We start from the raw sequence: 19792 nt of genomic DNA, 5'->3' as shown, positions 1-19792 counted from the left end.
TTGTGTTATGAATAGAGTAGCTAATGTTCTGTGTTTTTTCATGATCCTTGTTTTTTCTTTACCAATGAGTAGCTATGCTTATGATAGCCAAAGAGGAGAGAAAGGCAATGGTTCTATTACTAGAGTTACTAAAAACATTAAAAACTTCTCTAGATTACAAGTATCTAATGCAATTAATGTGAATGTGAGAGAAGGAGAGAAGTACGATGTTGTGGTGGAGACCGATGAAAACCTTCAGGATAATATAGCCGTTGAGTTGAATGGAGACAAATTGTCTATTTATGTGAGAAAGTCTATTCGTAATGTCACGAAGATGGATGTGTTTATTACAATGCCTAAATTAGAGGGAGCTTCTACTTCAAGTTGTGGATCAATTAAAGGGTTTGGCACCTTCTCTTGCGATGCACTTTATGTAAAAGCATCCTCCGCTGGAGATATTGATTTAAATATTATAGCAAAGAGAGTAGATGCAAAGGTTAGTAGTGCTGGGAATATTGATATAAAAGGAACAACCAATGAATTATATGTCTCATCCTCTTCTGGTGGCGATTTTGACTCTAAAGATTTAAAATCACTAGTTGCAAAAGTTAGAGCTTCTTCGGGTGCGCGAATTCGCCTTAATGTGAAGAACGCTTTTATTGGACAGGCCTCTTCGGGTGCGAATATCAGATATTCTGGAAATCCTGAGAATGTGGATGTTTCTACCTCTTCTGCTGGAGATATCAAACATGTAAGATAGAAATATTGTTGTTCCTATTATATATCTTTGTATGCAATGAAAAGAAGAGATTTTATTACAAAAACATTATGCTCTGGACTTGCACTCTCATTAAGTAGTTGCAGGTCTAACTCACCTCAAGGAACCTGTACCTTTGGTCTAGTTACCGATGTGCATTATGCAGATCGTGATCCTAAACTTGAATGGAATCGTTATTATAGAAATGCTTTTGATAAGTTTAAAATAGCGATTGACTATTTTAATACTCATAACCCAAACTTTGCGATATGTCTTGGGGATATTAAAGATCAAAAAAAACAACCAACGTTAGATTCAACACTTAGTTTTTTAGAGAAAATTGAGAATGTCTTCTCTCTCTTTCGTGGAAATAGATATCATGCACTTGGTAATCATGACCTTGATAGTATTTCTAAAACTCAATTTCTTGATCGGGTTACCAATACTGGAATCGACAAAAACCAAAGTTATTACTCTTTTGATGTAAACAATATTCACTTTATCGTTTTAGATTCTTGTTTTAGACAAGATGGGGTGCCATATGATTCAGGAAATTTCCAATGGTTCGACGCTTCTATACCTTCAGAGGAGTTACTTTGGCTAGAGAAAGATTTGAATCAAACTAGATATCCTTCCATCGTCTTTGTTCATCACCCTCTAGACGATTTTAATCTTCCTGACAAGAGAATATCTATTTCTAATGCGGGGGATGTAAGATCTATACTTGAGAAAAATGATAAAGTGAAAGCCGTTTTTCAGGGACATCATCATGATGGAAATTATTGTCTTCATAACAATATTCATTATTATACAATGAAGTCGGTAGTAGATGGTCCAATAGAAAATAATTATGCTTTAGTCTCTGTGGATATGGAACAATCGAAAATATCTATCCAAGGAAAAGGCGATACAGATTCTGTTGACTTTGCCCTGATTTAGTATCATTTAATATATTTATTCCAGTGAAGTATCCATCTCCTCCAAAATATATAGAGAAGATGGATATTTTCTTCTAAACCATAGGTTGTCTATTTTAAAAGCGAATGATTACCCTTCTATTGTACTGGTCCTTTAAGTATGGGGTAGAACTACAAGCTGATTCAATTGAGGGTGAACGCTCTCCATATCCTTTTATTGTGATTGGATTTGTTAAAACTCGCTGAAGGTAGGTCCCAACAACTTTTGCTCTATTAACCGACAGTTCCTCGTTATATGCTTCACTACCTTTGATATCAGTGTGTCCTTCTACTTTTACCTTAACCATTGGATGTGCTTTTAAGTATCTAATTAATAAGTCTAACTTTTCCTTATCTTTTGTCCCCAATCGTATACTATTAAAACGAAAATAGATATTTTCTTTTGTAGAATTCTTTCTCCATTTAAACTTATGATTTGTAGCTTCTATAAAGTGTTTTTGATATGTGGAGAATATTTTATCATCTTGGACATATTGCGGTAGACGACTATCCAAATTCGTTGCAATGTATATCTCTACCCTGCGGTTTTTAGTATCCTTCTTCATCTTCACCTTTTTTCTATTGGGAATATCTTCCCCGAAGTACTTCATGATAAGTTGAGACCTTGATACTCCATGGTTAAGAAGAAATTTCTCTACCATCATAGCTCTTCTTTCTGATAGTGTGATATTATATCTTTTACTTCCACAACTATCTGTGTGTCCTGAGATATATGCTGTTTTATTTGGGCTCTCTCTTAATGTCTTTGCAATTTTTTGTAGGTTTCTAACCTCCTTTTGTTGCAATAGGGTAGAGTCAAAACCAAAATATACCTGCTCTGCTTGATAAGTCTCCTCTCTCTTTTTCCTTTTTAGATAGATTCTATTGTAAATATCTCCATGTAGAAGATTGACCTCTTTGGCATTCACTGTCGTATCTAAATAGCCTTCTGCATGGACTCTTAATTGTATCTCTCTCTTTTCAATATTTCTTAAGTCAACCTGCCCTTTTTTGTCTCTTGATATAATGGTTGAATCCTTATCTATATAAAGCAGATGACAGTCTTTTATCGGTTTGTCTGTTCCTTTTTCTCTAATCAAAATGTGATATACGAAATAGTCAAATAGATTTGCATTGAAGCGATAGATGTCGTCTTGCCCTTTTCCACCTGGTCGATTACTGCTAATAACCCCTTTTTTGTATTCTCTTATATAATCCATCCCTATATCATCATAGGAGCTATTGATGTGTAGAGGAAAGTGGTGTACTCCGATTTTATCTGGTTTTATTAAATGGGTATAGTAAAGATCATATCCACCAAAACTACATCGACCATTGGAGCTAAACACCAATAAACTATCAGAAATAATATGGGGGAAGGATTCGTTCATATTGGTGTTGATGTTTTTCCCAAAAATGATCGGCACTCCCCATTTCCCATCCCTCTTTTTTGATATATATAGGTCCGACATATTGGGATCGTCTTTCTGTTCCGAGACAAATACAAGAATATCTTGCGTGGAATTTAATGTAGGATTGCCTATGGATCTATTTTCAAATTTAGGAAGTATAACCTCTGTTGGGTTTATAAACCTCCCTTCATCATTCTTGGTAACCTTATAGATCGATAATCTCCGCTTCTTGGTCCTTTTTATGAACTCTTTCTCTCTATTGAGACTCGTTTTAGTAAACCATAATGTCTCTTGTGCATAGTGATTTGGAATACAATGATATTTATTGCGGACATTAATATTACTACGTTTAATCTCATCGGTTTTATTATCTATCAAAAAAGTATGGTATACTGGCATGATATCAACCATATACTCCATATTTCGAAGGTCTGTTTCATCTTTATTACTTGCAAACAAAATATGATTCTGAACGAATTGTGGTGCAATTTCTGATTGTGGCGTATTCAATTCTGAATAATTGAAAATATCAATCTTATCTTTTGTTCTTTCGATCTCTTGGAGTATTATTTGAGTGTATTCAATCCACCTCTTTGAAGTGTCAGAGTGTGTCCTTTTATAGAAATCTCTAAAAAGTTCTAATGCCTCATGATATGCTCTTTTTTGATATAATTGATCTCCATACGCTTTCGTATACTCCCAATAGTCAGGACTGATGGAGACAGCTTCTTTTAGATGCTTTTCATACTCTTGGTCATGATGAAGATACTGATGATATAGGGCCAACTTGTATTGACAAATTGCTCTCTCTGTATCTGTTAAGTTCTTTTCATCTGAACAATACTTCTCTGTTATTGCAATAGCTTTATCTATCTTTCCTTTTTTTACATACCTCTCCACTTCGGCAGGCTGTGCCACACATCGACATATCGGATATAAGAGTAAAATGAAAAAGATGAAACGAGTTTTCATATATTAAAATTGTCTAGGATTGATGATTCTCTTTTTGTCTCTTAGTCTGTAACTAATCATTAATTCATGACTATTGCTCCCATACTGGCTCAAAGCCCCTAAGTCATAGTCATACGAATAACCAATGGTTACTGATTTAGATATATTATATGCCATCATAAAGATGATACTTCTCAAGTTTCGTAATGTTGACCCTACCCAAAATTGGTTCTGGAGTAAAAAATCTAATGTAATGTCCCCATGATACCCTGTTGTGCTTAAGTAGCGAACAATAAATGAGGGCTTTATATAAATACTCCTGTCTCTGGTAATTGGACTGACAAACCCACCAAAAAGATAATAATGCCTCGACAATAAACTAAAGGTGCTTTCATATTGAGTACTTCTTGCATAAGCATATTTTTCTTCAAATAGATGTCGTATCGATATTCCGCCATACCACCTAATACTATAGAGGTAAAGACCTAAGTTCAGGTCTGGTGTATAGCGACTATCATTACTTTGTTCATATATCTTATGGTCATATAATGATTTGGCAATAGTCTTACTCCAATCAATTTCATCTTTCAATATCCCTCCTTGCAATCCAAACGATAACTTTGTTTGGTGGTCTAACTCTAACTGATAGGATAGGTTTAGATAGAATGAATAGGAATATTCAGGACCTACCTTATCCGTGTAAAAAATAGCTCCTAGCCCTAGATTATAACCTTGAATTGGGCCATCAACCATTAAAACGGTGGTGGTTGGTGCTCCTTTTACCCCAATCCATTGAGAACGATAGGCTAGAGTGGATTGTATCTCATCATTTGTTCCTGCATAACCCGGGTTTATTAACATCTTGTGAAAAAAGTATTGACTATTCATCGCATCTTGTTGCGCTTGTGCCTCTTCCACAAGAAGCACAAATGTGAATGTTATCAATACCAACCACCTAATCATTACTTCCTCCTCTTATTAGAAGCCACCCTTTCAATGTCGGATAGTTTGGAATTTCAATTAAATAGTAAACCGTGCCATCTGTAACAACTTTTTGTCCTCTCGTTTTACCATCCCATACTTTGGTCGTATTGTTATAATTTTCTATCTGTATGATCTCTTTTCCCCACCTATTGAATATAAATACCTTATTATGTGGATACCACTCAATATTTTGAATAATCCATTTATCGTTTAAGCCATCCCCATTGGGTGTGATCGTATTGTATGGGCGTACTTTGTTAAAATCCTCGATCGAAAGATCAATCTTTTTATATTGACTTTCACATTGTTGGTCTTCTCTTATCACGTATATAGTCTCAGGTAGCGTATTACTCCATGGAATACTTATTTCGCTGCTTTGTGTCTGTGCAATCAATTCTTTTATTTCTTTCGAACCATATATTGTATAGGTGCTTTGAGCATCGTAAAAAGGAGAAAAAAGAAGGTTTATGGTAGATTGGTCGTAGTTCTTTTTGAGTTCATAGTCGAAATCTAATGATCTATGTGTCTCTATTTCAAATTCTCCAACAATCTCTTTATATAGGATCTCCGGTTGAGATGCTTCTATGTACATCTTACCATAAAGATCCACACTCTCACTTGGAACCTTGAGCAATATATTAGATGATTTCCCACCAACGATAGTGACTTTAGGATGCAATGGTTGTCTTTGGCTATCTAACACTTCATAGTGAACCCCCTCTTTTATACCATTTATCTTGATGGTTAGTGGTGCTTCGTAAGGATAACACAGTTCATCCATTTTGACCTTAACAGGTGTAAAATTTTGATGTCTTGGAATATTAATAATATAACATCTAAAGCAATCTTTATTAGTGCTCTTATTGGATGAAAGAATCGCTTTATCAATAAAAGGTTCTTTGGTATTTATTGCCTTATACACAAAGTGCCCCCCTTTTTTTAGTTCAAATATTCCGTTGGTCCCGATGGTCTTCATATTGGCTTGAAAACAATCGTTGTTGTCATTCTCACTAAAATTATCCTCGATGGTTTCCTTTCCATTCAATATAAAGATGTCGTCTAAATGAACTTCTTCATTACATGTAGGATAGATATAACAACATCCCTCTGCATGTTCATTGGTTAATAGATCTGTTATGGTATAATAAAAAGAATCTCTATTTTTAGTTTTAATCTCTTGTTTATAATGAAACACACCATGTTCATTCATCTCAATACAATTCCCTTGTTTCGTAACCAAAGTATGCAGTGTGTACTTAAGTCGATGTTGAAAAGTACTGTAATCATTTTTTGAAACGTCCCCTTCTAAATGATCTCCTCTTAAAATGTAGCTCTCACTATTGCAAACCACTCTATTGGATGAAGTAGGATATGGCTGTGTCTGTATTATAACTGTTTGGAGTTCGGTCTTAATGTCATCAATTTGATACGGTATGCACCCACGCTCCACTTTAGGATAGATAACTATCTTTCCGTCCTTACTCAGTTCTGCATACCTTCTAATTGCGTCGCACCATTTGTAACTTGCTCCTGTTTTTAGATACTTGTCGTTCGTGTTAAGAGAAAAATATTGGGTCCTATCACGATATAAAATTATTTGATCCTCAATTCCTAAAGTAGAAGGTGTGATTTGTATCTCTCTGTCTATCCAGTTGCTATAACAGCCATCCTGTGTCTTTCCTCGAACATAGATGTGATACTTTCCAATACCGCTATATTGCAAAATACCACTAGTTGCATTTTTTGTTCGATACTCGATTGTTTTCCCATTGGGCATGTCGATAATCCATTCATAGTGGTCCATGGTCGCCCCAGACAGTTCAAGTTCAAAAGAACTATTGGCACGATATAATGACTGACCTTCTACCAAAAAAGGGAAACATAGCAAGAATACTATAGCGTTTCTTATAAGATCATTCATACCTTCTACTCCAATTTACTATGCTCTCTATTTAAATGAGATTCTAGGTTGTGGCTTTATGGTTGCTTTAAAACCTCCCATACTACCTTTTTTCTGTTTTAACTGTACGTCTGATGGGTTTTTAACTTCAATAATGCTGATAGTAAGAGTTTTATTGACATTGTCTGTGTTGGTGTATAAAGAACGGAACTTATCTTTAGGTATCACTATCTTCTTTGTAAACCCCTCTGTTCTTCTCGTAGCTTTAAAACTGAGAGTTTCCACTTTGTTTATTTTACCATCTTCCACATTGTATATAACTTTATATACTCCATCAACGGTCGCGGTGATATGTAAATTAAATTCAATTGGATTAAATGAACTTTTTCTTACTATAATTCGACCTATTTTGGTTCTCGGAGCAACCATACTACACTGAACCTTATTTATAATCTTTGAAGTAATTTCCCACTCTGCTGCAATTACTTCAAAATCTTTGAATATTTGTGAGGAAACACAACCACTAATATCTCTTACCCTACTATAGATGGTATATTCTCCACAGTCATTCCATGTCCTGGTATATCTACTTTGTTTGATCTTGTTCTCAAAGTAGATATCATCTTTTTTCTTATTGATTATTAACCAATGACATTCTTCTATTTTATCCGTTTCTGAATCCAATCCTACCCTAAATGTTGCCATCTCTCCTTGGATGATCTTGCTACTGTTAATAACCTTACTATCTTGTGCTTGAAGGGTGTGAAAGTAAAAAAATAGATGTGTGAACAATAGTAGGAGTCTTTTCATCGTTTCAGTTTTTAGTTAAATTTCGTTCCAAAAGTAATTAAAACAGACAATGATTAACAAAATAAAACATATGTGTTTTTAGTGATATTTTGAAATGTTCATGATATTCTATTTTCTTATAGATCTATAAGTCTGTTTATTTTCAATCATACAACCTGATGATTTAAGTGAATATTGCATTTTATTTATATTTATTAACTAAGAATTATGTTACGTTTGGGTTATTATTGCTTTTCAATATAAAATGTTGCTTATGAAAATTATATCTATATTTATTTTGCTGTTCTGTTTGTTGCCATTGAAAGGAGATGTTTTAGCATCAACCGTTTGTAGTTCTCCAACAGATCTCTTTATAGAGTCCTATTTTAAGAATATTGATAAACATGATAAATGTTGTAAAAATCATAAAAAGCATCACACTTCAAAAAAAAGCAAGCACTGTAAGAAGAAGCATCATCATGGAAAAAAACATCACTATCATGATCATTACTACTATGCCAAACCTGTTCACCATAAATGTAATCGTCACCATGTCGTTGTTGTAAAACCAAAACCTCAAAAATATACTACAACAGTTGTTGTTAAAAAACCAGGACCAGATTATGTGTTGGTCCAAGGAGAATGGAGATATGATAAAAGATATAATGAGTATGTCTATGTAGAACCACATTGGGTGAAGAAGCCTGCTAAAAAATCAGTTTGGATTAAAGGAACTTGGAATACATCTAATGGAGGTTATGTTTGGGTTTCTGGAAAATGGAGACTTTAGCAATATTACGTATCTATTTGAAAAGCATGTCTTGTTCACAATGACTTCTATTGCTTTTATTGAGTAAATATTTTTAAATAACTGAAATCCAATCGAATTTACGGAGGACTGTAACAGTAGATAAACATGTTATGGTTCTGTTTATTCGTATTGTAAAGGTTCGATATGCAATCCGATAAGAGATATCATCAAAATTCACTATTTTCATTACTACGACTATTGGAGATGGAAAGTAATAGGGGAGGAGCCAATGCCTTTTCGTTTCATTTAAGATAATCATTCATCGTCTGTAACAATTTCCGAACAATTTGTAGACTCTTTACCTGACAGTGTCTAGTTTTCTTTGTTTATACTTTAAAGAGTAGATGATAGCTGTTTCTACCTGACTTTGTTCATGGTTTGCTCATGGTTTGTTCATGCTTCAGTCATCGAATCGATGGAGAATCGATGGACAAACCATGAGCAAAGGATGGACAAACCATGGACAAAGCACCTATCAATCCCTATGGATTCCCTTTGGATGTCCCTCAATAGAGGTTGTCCAGAAAATTATGGATATTGCAAAGGTTGTTTTCCAAGAAACTGTTTTCTTGGAAGTGATTTATCATAACTTAAATAGATGTCTTAAGGTTTTGGATGTTTTTCCACGATAGTATGGTTTTAGTGGATGAGTCTTTTGGTGTCAATATTTGATTTGAGATGAACCGTGTTCGGAATGTATCTGTAGGGATGAAAAAAAGATGTGTTTCATAACATGTTTTGGATTAGTGCGATAGCAGGTGTTTTACGTTGGGTAGGTAAAATTAACTGTTTTTTTATTTGGAAGTAAAGCAAAAAAAGCCCTTTCTTTGCAACGCTTTCGAGAAAAACGATAGCGAGTTCTTAATGGTTTTGATTCAATGTTTTTTAGTTTTTCGGAGACGAAAAATAAATGAAAAAACATTTGGAGTTTAAAGATAAAATGTTTTATCTTTGCAACCGCAAAAACATCGGCGCAACGGCGACGATGGATGAATAAGAGATAAGTTCTTTGAAGATATTTTTTTGATAATGACAAGTACAAAAAAGCAACCGTCAATCAATAGATTTTTGAGTTTTTGTTGAGCTAAATTAATTAACTTTTTATACAACGAAGAGTTTGATCCTGGCTCAGGATGAACGCTAGCGGGAGGCCTAACACATGCAAGTCGAGGGGTAACGGAGGTAGCTTGCTACCAGACGACGACCGGCGCACGGGTGAGTAACGCGTATGTAATCTGCCTTGTACAGAGGGATAGCCCAGAGAAATTTGGATTAATACCTCATAGTATTATTGAGTCGCCTGGCTCGATAATTAAAGCTCCGGCGGTACAAGATGAACATGCGTGACATTAGCTAGTTGGTAAGGTAACGGCTTACCAAGGCAACGATGTCTAGGGGTTCTGAGAGGATGATCCCCCACACTGGTACTGAGACACGGACCAGACTCCTACGGGAGGCAGCAGTGAGGAATATTGGTCAATGGACGCAAGTCTGAACCAGCCATCCCGCGTGAAGGATGACTGCCCTATGGGTTGTAAACTTCTTTTATATGCAAATAAACCTACTTTCGTGAAAGTAGCTGAAGGTAGCATATGAATAAACACCGGCTAACTCCGTGCCAGCAGCCGCGGTAATACGGAGGGTGTAAGCGTTATCCGGATTTATTGGGTTTAAAGGGTACGTAGGCGGTAATATAAGTCAGTGGTGAAATCCTGCAGCTCAACTGTAGAACTGCCATTGAAACTGTATTACTTGAGTATACTTGAGGTAGGCGGAATGAGTAGTGTAGCGGTGAAATGCTTAGATATTACTCAGAACACCGATTGCGAAGGCAGCTTACTAAGGTATAACTGACGCTGATGTACGAAAGCGTGGGGAGCGAACAGGATTAGATACCCTGGTAGTCCACGCCGTAAACGATGATTACTCGCTGTTGGCGATACACAGTCAGTGGCTAAGCGAAAGTTTTAAGTAATCCACCTGGGGAGTACGATCGCAAGATTGAAACTCAAAGGAATTGACGGGGGCCCGCACAAGCGGAGGAACATGTGGTTTAATTCGATGATACGCGAGGAACCTTACCTGGGCTTAAATGTACGGCGACCGGTCTAGAGATAGACCTTTCTTCGGACGACGTACAAGGTGCTGCATGGTTGTCGTCAGCTCGTGCCGTGAGGTGTCGGGTTAAGTCCCATAACGAGCGCAACCCTTATCTTTAGTTGCTAACAGGTTAAGCTGAGGACTCTAGAGAGACTGCCACCGTAAGGTGAGAGGAAGGTGGGGATGACGTCAAATCAGCACGGCCCTTATGTCCAGGGCTACACACGTGTTACAATGGTCAGTACAAAGGGCAGCTACCTGGCGACAGGATGCTAATCTCTAAAACTGGTCTCAGTTCGGATCGGAGTCTGCAACTCGACTCCGTGAAGCTGGATTCGCTAGTAATCGCGCATCAGCCATGGCGCGGTGAATACGTTCCCGGGCCTTGTACACACCGCCCGTCAAACCATGGAAGCTGGGGGTGCCTGAAGTCTGTTACCGAGAGGAGCGGCCTAGGGTAAAACTAGTGACTGGGGTTAAGTCGTAACAAGGTAGCCGTACCGGAAGGTGTGGCTGGAACACCTCCTTTCTGGAGCCGACAAGAACGGTTTAAGAAAATCGACAGATTAGGTTGTTTTTTCTTGTCATATCAAAAAAACCTTATATACCCACATGACCAACGTGGTGATAGCGATATGCTGAAATACTAAGGTGGTTATGTTTTTATAGCATAGTCCCGTAGCTCAGCTGGTTAGAGCGCTACACTGATAATGTAGAGGTCCCCAGTTCAAGTCTGGGCGGGACTACATTTAAGATAACGCAGGTTATTGGGGGGATTAGCTCAGTTGGCTAGAGCGCCTGCCTTGCACGCAGGAGGTCATCGGTTCGACTCCGATATTCTCCACACATTTATACTGATTAACTAATTAGTGTATATAAGTTCTTTGACATTCTGGAAGAAGTAATCTGTAAAAAGAATACAACAGTAATATTTTAGATTAACGAAAAGGTTAATGTAATAGAAAGTAAGTAAGGGTGTATGGTGGATGCCTTGGCTCTTAGAGGCGATGAAAGACGTGATAAGCTGCGATAAGCTTTGGGGAGGTGCAAACAACCTATGATCCGAAGATTTCTGAATGGGGCAACCCAGCCAATTTATTGGTTATCTGATTATGTCAGAGGCAAACCCGGAGAACTGAAACATCTAAGTACCCGGAGGAAGAGAAAACAAAAGTGATTCCGTTAGTAGTGGCGATCGAACGCGGATTAGCCCAAACCAATTACGTTTCGGCGTGATTGGGGTTGTAGGACTGCAATATGAGATTATGCGTGAAGTGGAAGTAACTGGAAAGTTACACCAAAGAGGGTGAAAGTCCTGTACACGTAAGCAAATATGATCTAGCAGTATCCTGAGTAGGGCGGGGCACGTGAAACCCTGTCTGAATCTGCCAGGACCATCTGGTAAGGCTAAATACTCCTAAGAGACCGATAGTGAACCAGTACCGTGAGGGAAAGGTGAAAAGTACCCCGAACAGGGGAGTGAAAAAGTACCTGAAACCATACACTTACAAGCGGTCGGAGCATATTTATATGTGACGGCGTGCCTTTTGCATAATGAGCCTACGAGTTACTCCTCACTGGCAAGGTTAATAGTTTAAGGCTAGGAGCCGAAGCGAAAGCGAGTCTGAATAGGGCGCTAAAGTCAGTGGGGGTAGACGCGAAACCGTGTGATCTACCCATGGGCAGGTTGAAGTCTTGGTAACACAAGATGGAGGACCGAACCAGGGAGCGTTGAAAAGCTCTTGGATGACCTGTGGGTAGGGGTGAAAGGCCAATCAAACTCGGAAATAGCTCGTACTCCCCGAAATGCATTTAGGTGCAGCCTTGGATATAGTATTGCAGAGGTAGAGCTACTGATTGGATGCGAGGGCTTCACCGCCTATCAACTCCAGACAAACTCCGAATGCTGTAATATGATTACCAGGAGTGAGGGCATGGGTGCTAAGGTCCATGTCCGAAAGGGAAAGAACCCGGACCATCAGCTAAGGTCCCCAAGTATATGTTAAGTTGAACAAACGAGGTCTGATTGCATAGACAGCTAGGATGTTGGCTTGGAAGCAGCCATTCATTTAAAGAGTGCGTAACAGCTCACTAGTCGAGCGATCGGGCATGGATAATAATCGGGCATTAAACATATCACCGAAGCTATGGATTTAATGGACTACCATTAAGTGGTAGGGGAGCATTCTAACCAGCGTTGAATGCATACTGTGAGGTGTGCTGGAGCGGTTAGAAAAGCAAATGTAGGCATAAGTAACGATAAGGGGGGCGAGAAACCCCCCCGCCGATAGACTAAGGTTTCCTGATCAACGCTAATCGGATCAGGGTTAGTCGGGACCTAAGGGAAAGCCGAACGGCGAACTCGATGGACAACAGGTTAATATTCCTGTACTTTGTATAATTGTGATGGGGCGACGGAGTGATGAAAGCACCGCGTACTGACGGAATAGTACGTTGAAGGGCTTAGGTTATGATATGTGTAGGCAAATCCGCACATTGAGCTGAAACCTGATAGTACCAAGCGTCTTCGGACAATTGGATAGTGTGCCTAAGGGCTTCCAAGAAAAACCTCTAAACGTAGATTATACAGACCCGTACCGCAAACCGACACAGGTAGTCAAGGAGAGAATCCTGAGGCGCTCGAGTGATTCATGGCTAAGGAACTAGGCAAAATCGATCCGTAACTTCGGGAGAAGGATCGCTCCTCGTAAGGGGAGCCGCAGTGAAAAGGCCCAGGCGACTGTTTATCAAAAACACAGGGCTTTGCTAAATCGAAAGATGATGTATAAGGCCTGACACCTGCCCGGTGCCGGAAGGTTAAGTGGGGGCGTTATCTTCGGAGAAGCGCTGAAATGAAGCCCCGGTAAACGGCGGCCGTAACTATAACGGTCCTAAGGTAGCGAAATTCCTTGTCGGGTAAGTTCCGACCTGCACGAATGGTGCAACGATCTGGGCACTGTCTCAGCCATGAGCTCGGTGAAATTGAAGTATCGGTGAAGATGCCGATTACCCGCAACGGGACGGAAAGACCCCGTGAACCTTTACTGCAACTTCACATTGATTCTGGGCATGTAATGTGTAGGATAGGTCGGAGACAATGAAGCGGCGTCGCTAGGCGTTGTGGAGTCGTCCTTGAAATACGACCCTTTGCCTGTTTGGAACCTAACTCAGCGATGAGGACATTGTGTGGTGGGTAGTTTGACTGGGGTGGTCGCCTCCAAAAGAGTAACGGAGGCTTCTAAAGGTACCCTCAAGACGATTGGTAACCGTCTGTAGAGTGTAATGGCACAAGGGTGCTTGACTGTGAGACCAACAAGTCGATCAGGTACGAAAGTAGAGCATAGTGATCCGGTGGTTCCGTATGGAAGGGCCATCGCTCAAAGGATAAAAGGTACTCCGGGGATAACAGGCTGATCGCTCCCAAGAGCTCATATCGACGGAGCGGTTTGGCACCTCGATGTCGGCTCGTCACATCCTGGGGCTGGAGAAGGTCCCAAGGGTTGGGCTGTTCGCCCATTAAAGTGGCACGCGAGCTGGGTTCAGAACGTCGTGAGACAGTTCGGTCCCTATCTGTTGTGGGCGCAGGAAACTTGAGAGAAGCTGCTGCTAGTACGAGAGGACCGCGGTGGACAAACCTCTGGTGTATCAGTTGTGCCGCCAGGTGCATTGCTGAGTAGCTACGTTTGGAAGAGATAAGTGCTGAAAGCATCTAAGCACGAAGCTCCACTCAAGATGAGGTTTCCTTAGAGGGTCGTTGGAGACTACGACGTTGATAGGCTGCAGGTGTAAAGGTTGCGAGACCAAAGCCGAGCAGTACTAATTACCCGAAACTTTCATTAGAATAAAGTATGTTGTATTCTAGGATTCCTTCTTCCAGGAGAAATGTCAAAATCATATTGAACTATGTATATTGATTAATATTATTAAAATTATTAGTCACGTATAAATCACCGTATTAACAATTTAAGGTGGTTATTGCATAGGGGTTCCACCTCTTCCCATTCCGAACAGAGAAGTTAAGCCCTATCGCGCCGATGGTACTGCAGAGATGTGGGAGAGTAGGTCGCCGCCCTTTTAATGAAAGATCAATTCACTTGAGTTGATTTTTTTTATGAACAAAACGTTCTTTGAAGATATTTTTTTGATAATGACAAGTACAAAAAAGCAACCGTCAATCAATAGATTTTTGAGTTTTTGTTGAGCTAAATTAATTAACTTTTTATACAACGAAGAGTTTGATCCTGGCTCAGGATGAACGCTAGCGGGAGGCCTAACACATGCAAGTCGAGGGGTAACGGAGGTAGCTTGCTACCAGACGACGACCGGCGCACGGGTGAGTAACGCGTATGTAATCTGCCTTGTACAGAGGGATAGCCCAGAGAAATTTGGATTAATACCTCATAGTATTATTGAGTCGCCTGGCTCGATAATTAAAGCTCCGGCGGTACAAGATGAACATGCGTGACATTAGCTAGTTGGTAAGGTAACGGCTTACCAAGGCAACGATGTCTAGGGGTTCTGAGAGGATGATCCCCCACACTGGTACTGAGACACGGACCAGACTCCTACGGGAGGCAGCAGTGAGGAATATTGGTCAATGGACGCAAGTCTGAACCAGCCATCCCGCGTGAAGGATGACTGCCCTATGGGTTGTAAACTTCTTTTATATGCAAATAAACCTACTTTCGTGAAAGTAGCTGAAGGTAGCATATGAATAAACACCGGCTAACTCCGTGCCAGCAGCCGCGGTAATACGGAGGGTGTAAGCGTTATCCGGATTTATTGGGTTTAAAGGGTACGTAGGCGGTAATATAAGTCAGTGGTGAAATCCTGCAGCTCAACTGTAGAACTGCCATTGAAACTGTATTACTTGAGTATACTTGAGGTAGGCGGAATGAGTAGTGTAGCGGTGAAATGCTTAGATATTACTCAGAACACCGATTGCGAAGGCAGCTTACTAAGGTATAACTGACGCTGATGTACGAAAGCGTGGGGAGCGAACAGGATTAGATACCCTGGTAGTCCACGCCGTAAACGATGATTACTCGCTGTTGGCGATACACAGTCAGTGGCTAAGCGAAAGTTTTAAGTAATCCACCTGGGGAGTACGATCGCAAGATTGAAACTCAAAGGAATTGACGGGGGCCCGCACAAGCGGAGGAACATGTGGTTTAATTCGATGATACGCGAGGAACCTTACCTGGGCTTAAATGTACGGCGACCGGTCTAGAGATAGACCTTTCTTCGGACGACGTACAAGGTGCTGCATGGTTGTCGTCAGCTCGTGCCGTGAGGTGTCGGGTTAAGTCCCATAACGAGCGCAACCCTTATCTTTAGTTGCTAACAGGTTAAGCTGAGGACTCTAGAGAGACTGCCACCGTAAGGTGAGAGGAAGGTGGGGATGACGTCAAATCAGCACGGCCCTTATGTCCAGGGCTACACACGTGTTACAATGGTCAGTACAAAGGGCAGCTACCTGGCGACAGGATGCTAATCTCTAAAACTGGTCTCAGTTCGGATCGGAGTCTGCAACTCGACTCCGTGAAGCTGGATTCGCTAGTAATCGCGCATCAGCCATGGCGCGGTGAATACGTTCCCGGGCCTTGTACACACCGCCCGTCAAACCATGGAAGCTGGGGGTGCCTGAAGTCTGTTACCGAGAGGAGCGGCCTAGGGTAAAACTAGTGACTGGGGTTAAGTCGTAACAAGGTAGCCGTACCGGAAGGTGTGGCTGGAACACCTCCTTTCTGGAGCCGACAAGAACGGTTTAAGAAAATCGACAGATTAGGTTGTTTTTTCTTGTCATATCAAAAAAACCTTATATACCCACATGACCAACGTGGTGATAGCGATATGCTGAAATACTAAGGTGGTTATGTTTTTATAGCATAGTCCCGTAGCTCAGCTGGTTAGAGCGCTACACTGATAATGTAGAGGTCCCCAGTTCAAGTCTGGGCGGGACTACATTTAAGATAACGCAGGTTATTGGGGGGATTAGCTCAGTTGGCTAGAGCGCCTGCCTTGCACGCAGGAGGTCATCGGTTCGACTCCGATATTCTCCACACATTTATACTGATTAACTAATTAGTGTATATAAGTTCTTTGACATTCTGGAAGAAGTAATCTGTAAAAAGAATACAACAGTAATATTTTAGATTAACGAAAAGGTTAATGTAATAGAAAGTAAGTAAGGGTGTATGGTGGATGCCTTGGCTCTTAGAGGCGATGAAAGACGTGATAAGCTGCGATAAGCTTTGGGGAGGTGCAAACAACCTATGATCCGAAGATTTCTGAATGGGGCAACCCAGCCAATTTATTGGTTATCTGATTATGTCAGAGGCAAACCCGGAGAACTGAAACATCTAAGTACCCGGAGGAAGAGAAAACAAAAGTGATTCCGTTAGTAGTGGCGATCGAACGCGGATTAGCCCAAACCAATTACGTTTCGGCGTGATTGGGGTTGTAGGACTGCAATATGAGATTATGCGTGAAGTGGAAGTAACTGGAAAGTTACACCAAAGAGGGTGAAAGTCCTGTACACGTAAGCAAATATGATCTAGCAGTATCCTGAGTAGGGCGGGGCACGTGAAACCCTGTCTGAATCTGCCAGGACCATCTGGTAAGGCTAAATACTCCTAAGAGACCGATAGTGAACCAGTACCGTGAGGGAAAGGTGAAAAGTACCCCGAACAGGGGAGTGAAAAAGTACCTGAAACCATACACTTACAAGCGGTCGGAGCATATTTATATGTGACGGCGTGCCTTTTGCATAATGAGCCTACGAGTTACTCCTCACTGGCAAGGTTAATAGTTTAAGGCTAGGAGCCGAAGCGAAAGCGAGTCTGAATAGGGCGCTAAAGTCAGTGGGGGTAGACGCGAAACCGTGTGATCTACCCATGGGCAGGTTGAAGTCTTGGTAACACAAGATGGAGGACCGAACCAGGGAGCGTTGAAAAGCTCTTGGATGACCTGTGGGTAGGGGTGAAAGGCCAATCAAACTCGGAAATAGCTCGTACTCCCCGAAATGCATTTAGGTGCAGCCTTGGATATAGTATTGCAGAGGTAGAGCTACTGATTGGATGCGAGGGCTTCACCGCCTATCAACTCCAGACAAACTCCGAATGCTGTAATATGATTACCAGGAGTGAGGGCATGGGTGCTAAGGTCCATGTCCGAAAGGGAAAGAACCCGGACCATCAGCTAAGGTCCCCAAGTATATGTTAAGTTGAACAAACGAGGTCTGATTGCATAGACAGCTAGGATGTTGGCTTGGAAGCAGCCATTCATTTAAAGAGTGCGTAACAGCTCACTAGTCGAGCGATCGGGCATGGATAATAATCGGGCATTAAACATATCACCGAAGCTATGGATTTAATGGACTACCATTAAGTGGTAGGGGAGCATTCTAACCAGCGTTGAATGCATACTGTGAGGTGTGCTGGAGCGGTTAGAAAAGCAAATGTAGGCATAAGTAACGATAAGGGGGGCGAGAAACCCCCCCGCCGATAGACTAAGGTTTCCTGATCAACGCTAATCGGATCAGGGTTAGTCGGGACCTAAGGGAAAGCCGAACGGCGAACTCGATGGACAACAGGTTAATATTCCTGTACTTTGTATAATTGTGATGGGGCGACGGAGTGATGAAAGCACCGCGTACTGACGGAATAGTACGTTGAAGGGCTTAGGTTATGATATGTGTAGGCAAATCCGCACATTGAGCTGAAACCTGATAGTACCAAGCGTCTTCGGACAATTGGATAGTGTGCCTAAGGGCTTCCAAGAAAAACCTCTAAACGTAGATTATACAGACCCGTACCGCAAACCGACACAGGTAGTCAAGGAGAGAATCCTGAGGCGCTCGAGTGATTCATGGCTAAGGAACTAGGCAAAATCGATCCGTAACTTCGGGAGAAGGATCGCTCCTCGTAAGGGGAGCCGCAGTGAAAAGGCCCAGGCGACTGTTTATCAAAAACACAGGGCTTTGCTAAATCGAAAGATGATGTATAAGGCCTGACACCTGCCCGGTGCCGGAAGGTTAAGTGGGGGCGTTATCTTCGGAGAAGCGCTGAAATGAAGCCCCGGTAAACGGCGGCCGTAACTATAACGGTCCTAAGGTAGCGAAATTCCTTGTCGGGTAAGTTCCGACCTGCACGAATGGTGCAACGATCTGGGCACTGTCTCAGCCATGAGCTCGGTGAAATTGAAGTATCGGTGAAGATGCCGATTACCCGCAACGGGACGGAAAGACCCCGTGAACCTTTACTGCAACTTCACATTGATTCTGGGCATGTAATGTGTAGGATAGGTCGGAGACAATGAAGCGGCGTCGCTAGGCGTTGTGGAGTCGTCCTTGAAATACGACCCTTTGCCTGTTTGGAACCTAACTCAGCGATGAGGACATTGTGTGGTGGGTAGTTTGACTGGGGTGGTCGCCTCCAAAAGAGTAACGGAGGCTTCTAAAGGTACCCTCAAGACGATTGGTAACCGTCTGTAGAGTGTAATGGCACAAGGGTGCTTGACTGTGAGACCAACAAGTCGATCAGGTACGAAAGTAGAGCATAGTGATCCGGTGGTTCCGTATGGAAGGGCCATCGCTCAAAGGATAAAAGGTACTCCGGGGATAACAGGCTGATCGCTCCCAAGAGCTCATATCGACGGAGCGGTTTGGCACCTCGATGTCGGCTCGTCACATCCTGGGGCTGGAGAAGGTCCCAAGGGTTGGGCTGTTCGCCCATTAAAGTGGCACGCGAGCTGGGTTCAGAACGTCGTGAGACAGTTCGGTCCCTATCTGTTGTGGGCGCAGGAAACTTGAGAGAAGCTGCTGCTAGTACGAGAGGACCGCGGTGGACAAACCTCTGGTGTATCAGTTGTGCCGCCAGGTGCATTGCTGAGTAGCTACGTTTGGAAGAGATAAGTGCTGAAAGCATCTAAGCACGAAGCTCCACTCAAGATGAGGTTTCCTTAGAGGGTCGTTGGAGACTACGACGTTGATAGGCTGCAGGTGTAAAGGTTGCGAGACCAAAGCCGAGCAGTACTAATTACCCGAAACTTTCATTAGAATAAAGTATGTTGTATTCTAGGATTCCTTCTTCCAGGAGAAATGTCAAAATCATATTGAACTATGTATATTGATTAATATTATTAAAATTATTA

Annotated in this window: 7 protein-coding genes, 4 tRNA genes and 5 rRNA genes; 12 read left to right on the top strand and 4 right to left on the bottom strand. The window is 41.3% G+C overall.

Going from position 1 to position 19792, the window contains the following annotated elements; translation table 11 throughout:
* Positions 1-7 precede the first annotated feature (7 nt).
* Positions 8-739 (top strand): DUF2807 domain-containing protein, encoded by a 732-nt coding sequence (locus tag K4L44_15615; GenBank protein ID QZE13936.1) that lies wholly within the window; start codon positions 8-10, stop codon positions 737-739.
* 36 nt (positions 740-775) lie between these two features.
* Positions 776-1675 carry a metallophosphoesterase gene (locus tag K4L44_15610; protein QZE13935.1) on the top strand — a complete coding sequence of 300 codons (900 nt, stop codon included), beginning with the start codon at positions 776-778 and terminating at the stop codon, positions 1673-1675.
* 94 nt (positions 1676-1769) lie between these two features.
* Here K4L44_15610 and K4L44_15605 read toward each other — a convergent pair whose 3' ends face one another.
* Genes K4L44_15605 through K4L44_15590 form a run of 4 tightly spaced genes read right to left on the bottom strand, consistent with a single transcriptional unit; the run spans position 1770 to position 7749 of the window.
* Complete coding sequence (locus K4L44_15605; GenBank protein ID QZE13934.1) at positions 1770-4022, bottom strand: OmpA family protein; 2253 nt, start codon at positions 4020-4022, stop codon at positions 1770-1772.
* Between the two features lie 57 nt (positions 4023-4079).
* A complete protein-coding gene (locus tag K4L44_15600) occupies positions 4080-5018 on the bottom strand; it encodes a type IX secretion system membrane protein PorP/SprF (GenBank protein QZE13933.1) in 939 nt (312 codons plus the stop codon).
* Positions 5011-6960: a gliding motility-associated C-terminal domain-containing protein gene (locus tag K4L44_15595; GenBank protein ID QZE13932.1), complete on the bottom strand. Its 1950-nt coding sequence runs from the start codon at positions 6958-6960 to the stop codon at positions 5011-5013. The genes K4L44_15600 and K4L44_15595 overlap by 8 nt, the downstream gene beginning before the upstream one ends.
* A 27-nt stretch (positions 6961-6987) precedes the next feature.
* The gene (locus tag K4L44_15590; protein ID QZE13931.1) at positions 6988-7749 is read right to left on the bottom strand and encodes a hypothetical protein; all 762 of its coding nucleotides are present in this window, start codon (positions 7747-7749) and stop codon (positions 6988-6990) included.
* A 253-nt stretch (positions 7750-8002) separates the two neighbouring features.
* On the opposite strand from K4L44_15590, the gene K4L44_15585 reads away from it, so the two are divergent.
* The 10 genes from K4L44_15585 to K4L44_15540 all read left to right on the top strand — a co-directional run bounded on the left by K4L44_15585 (position 8003) and on the right by K4L44_15540 (position 19696).
* On the top strand, positions 8003-8518 hold the full coding sequence (locus K4L44_15585; GenBank protein ID QZE13930.1) for a hypothetical protein: 516 nt from the start codon (positions 8003-8005) through the stop codon (positions 8516-8518).
* A gap of 1126 nt (positions 8519-9644) precedes the next feature.
* A 16S ribosomal RNA gene (locus K4L44_15580) occupies positions 9645-11168 on the top strand.
* A gap of 143 nt (positions 11169-11311) precedes the next feature.
* Positions 11312-11385: transfer RNA gene (locus K4L44_15575), tRNA-Ile, on the top strand.
* 24 nt (positions 11386-11409) lie between these two features.
* Positions 11410-11483 (top strand) — tRNA-Ala (locus K4L44_15570).
* Positions 11484-11598: 115 nt separating this feature from the next.
* Positions 11599-14478 (top strand): 23S ribosomal RNA (locus K4L44_15565).
* 125 nt (positions 14479-14603) lie between these two features.
* Positions 14604-14714, top strand: a 5S ribosomal RNA gene (gene rrf / locus K4L44_15560).
* 148 nt (positions 14715-14862) lie between these two features.
* Positions 14863-16386: ribosomal RNA gene (locus tag K4L44_15555) — 16S ribosomal RNA — on the top strand.
* A 143-nt stretch (positions 16387-16529) separates the two neighbouring features.
* Positions 16530-16603, top strand: a tRNA-Ile gene (locus K4L44_15550).
* A 24-nt stretch (positions 16604-16627) separates the two neighbouring features.
* Positions 16628-16701, top strand: a tRNA-Ala gene (locus K4L44_15545).
* Positions 16702-16816: 115 nt separating this feature from the next.
* A 23S ribosomal RNA gene (locus K4L44_15540) occupies positions 16817-19696 on the top strand.
* The 16S, 23S and 5S rRNA genes sit together here with 4 tRNA genes alongside, the layout of an rRNA operon.
* Positions 19697-19792 lie beyond the last annotated feature (96 nt).

This window comes from Prolixibacteraceae bacterium, assembly GCA_019720755.1.
In the GTDB taxonomy this organism is placed as follows: Bacteria; Bacteroidota; Bacteroidia; order Bacteroidales; family Prolixibacteraceae; genus Halosquirtibacter; species Halosquirtibacter laminarini.
The sequence above is the reverse complement of the archived record's forward strand: the minus strand, read 5'-3'. Positions and strand labels throughout refer to the sequence as shown.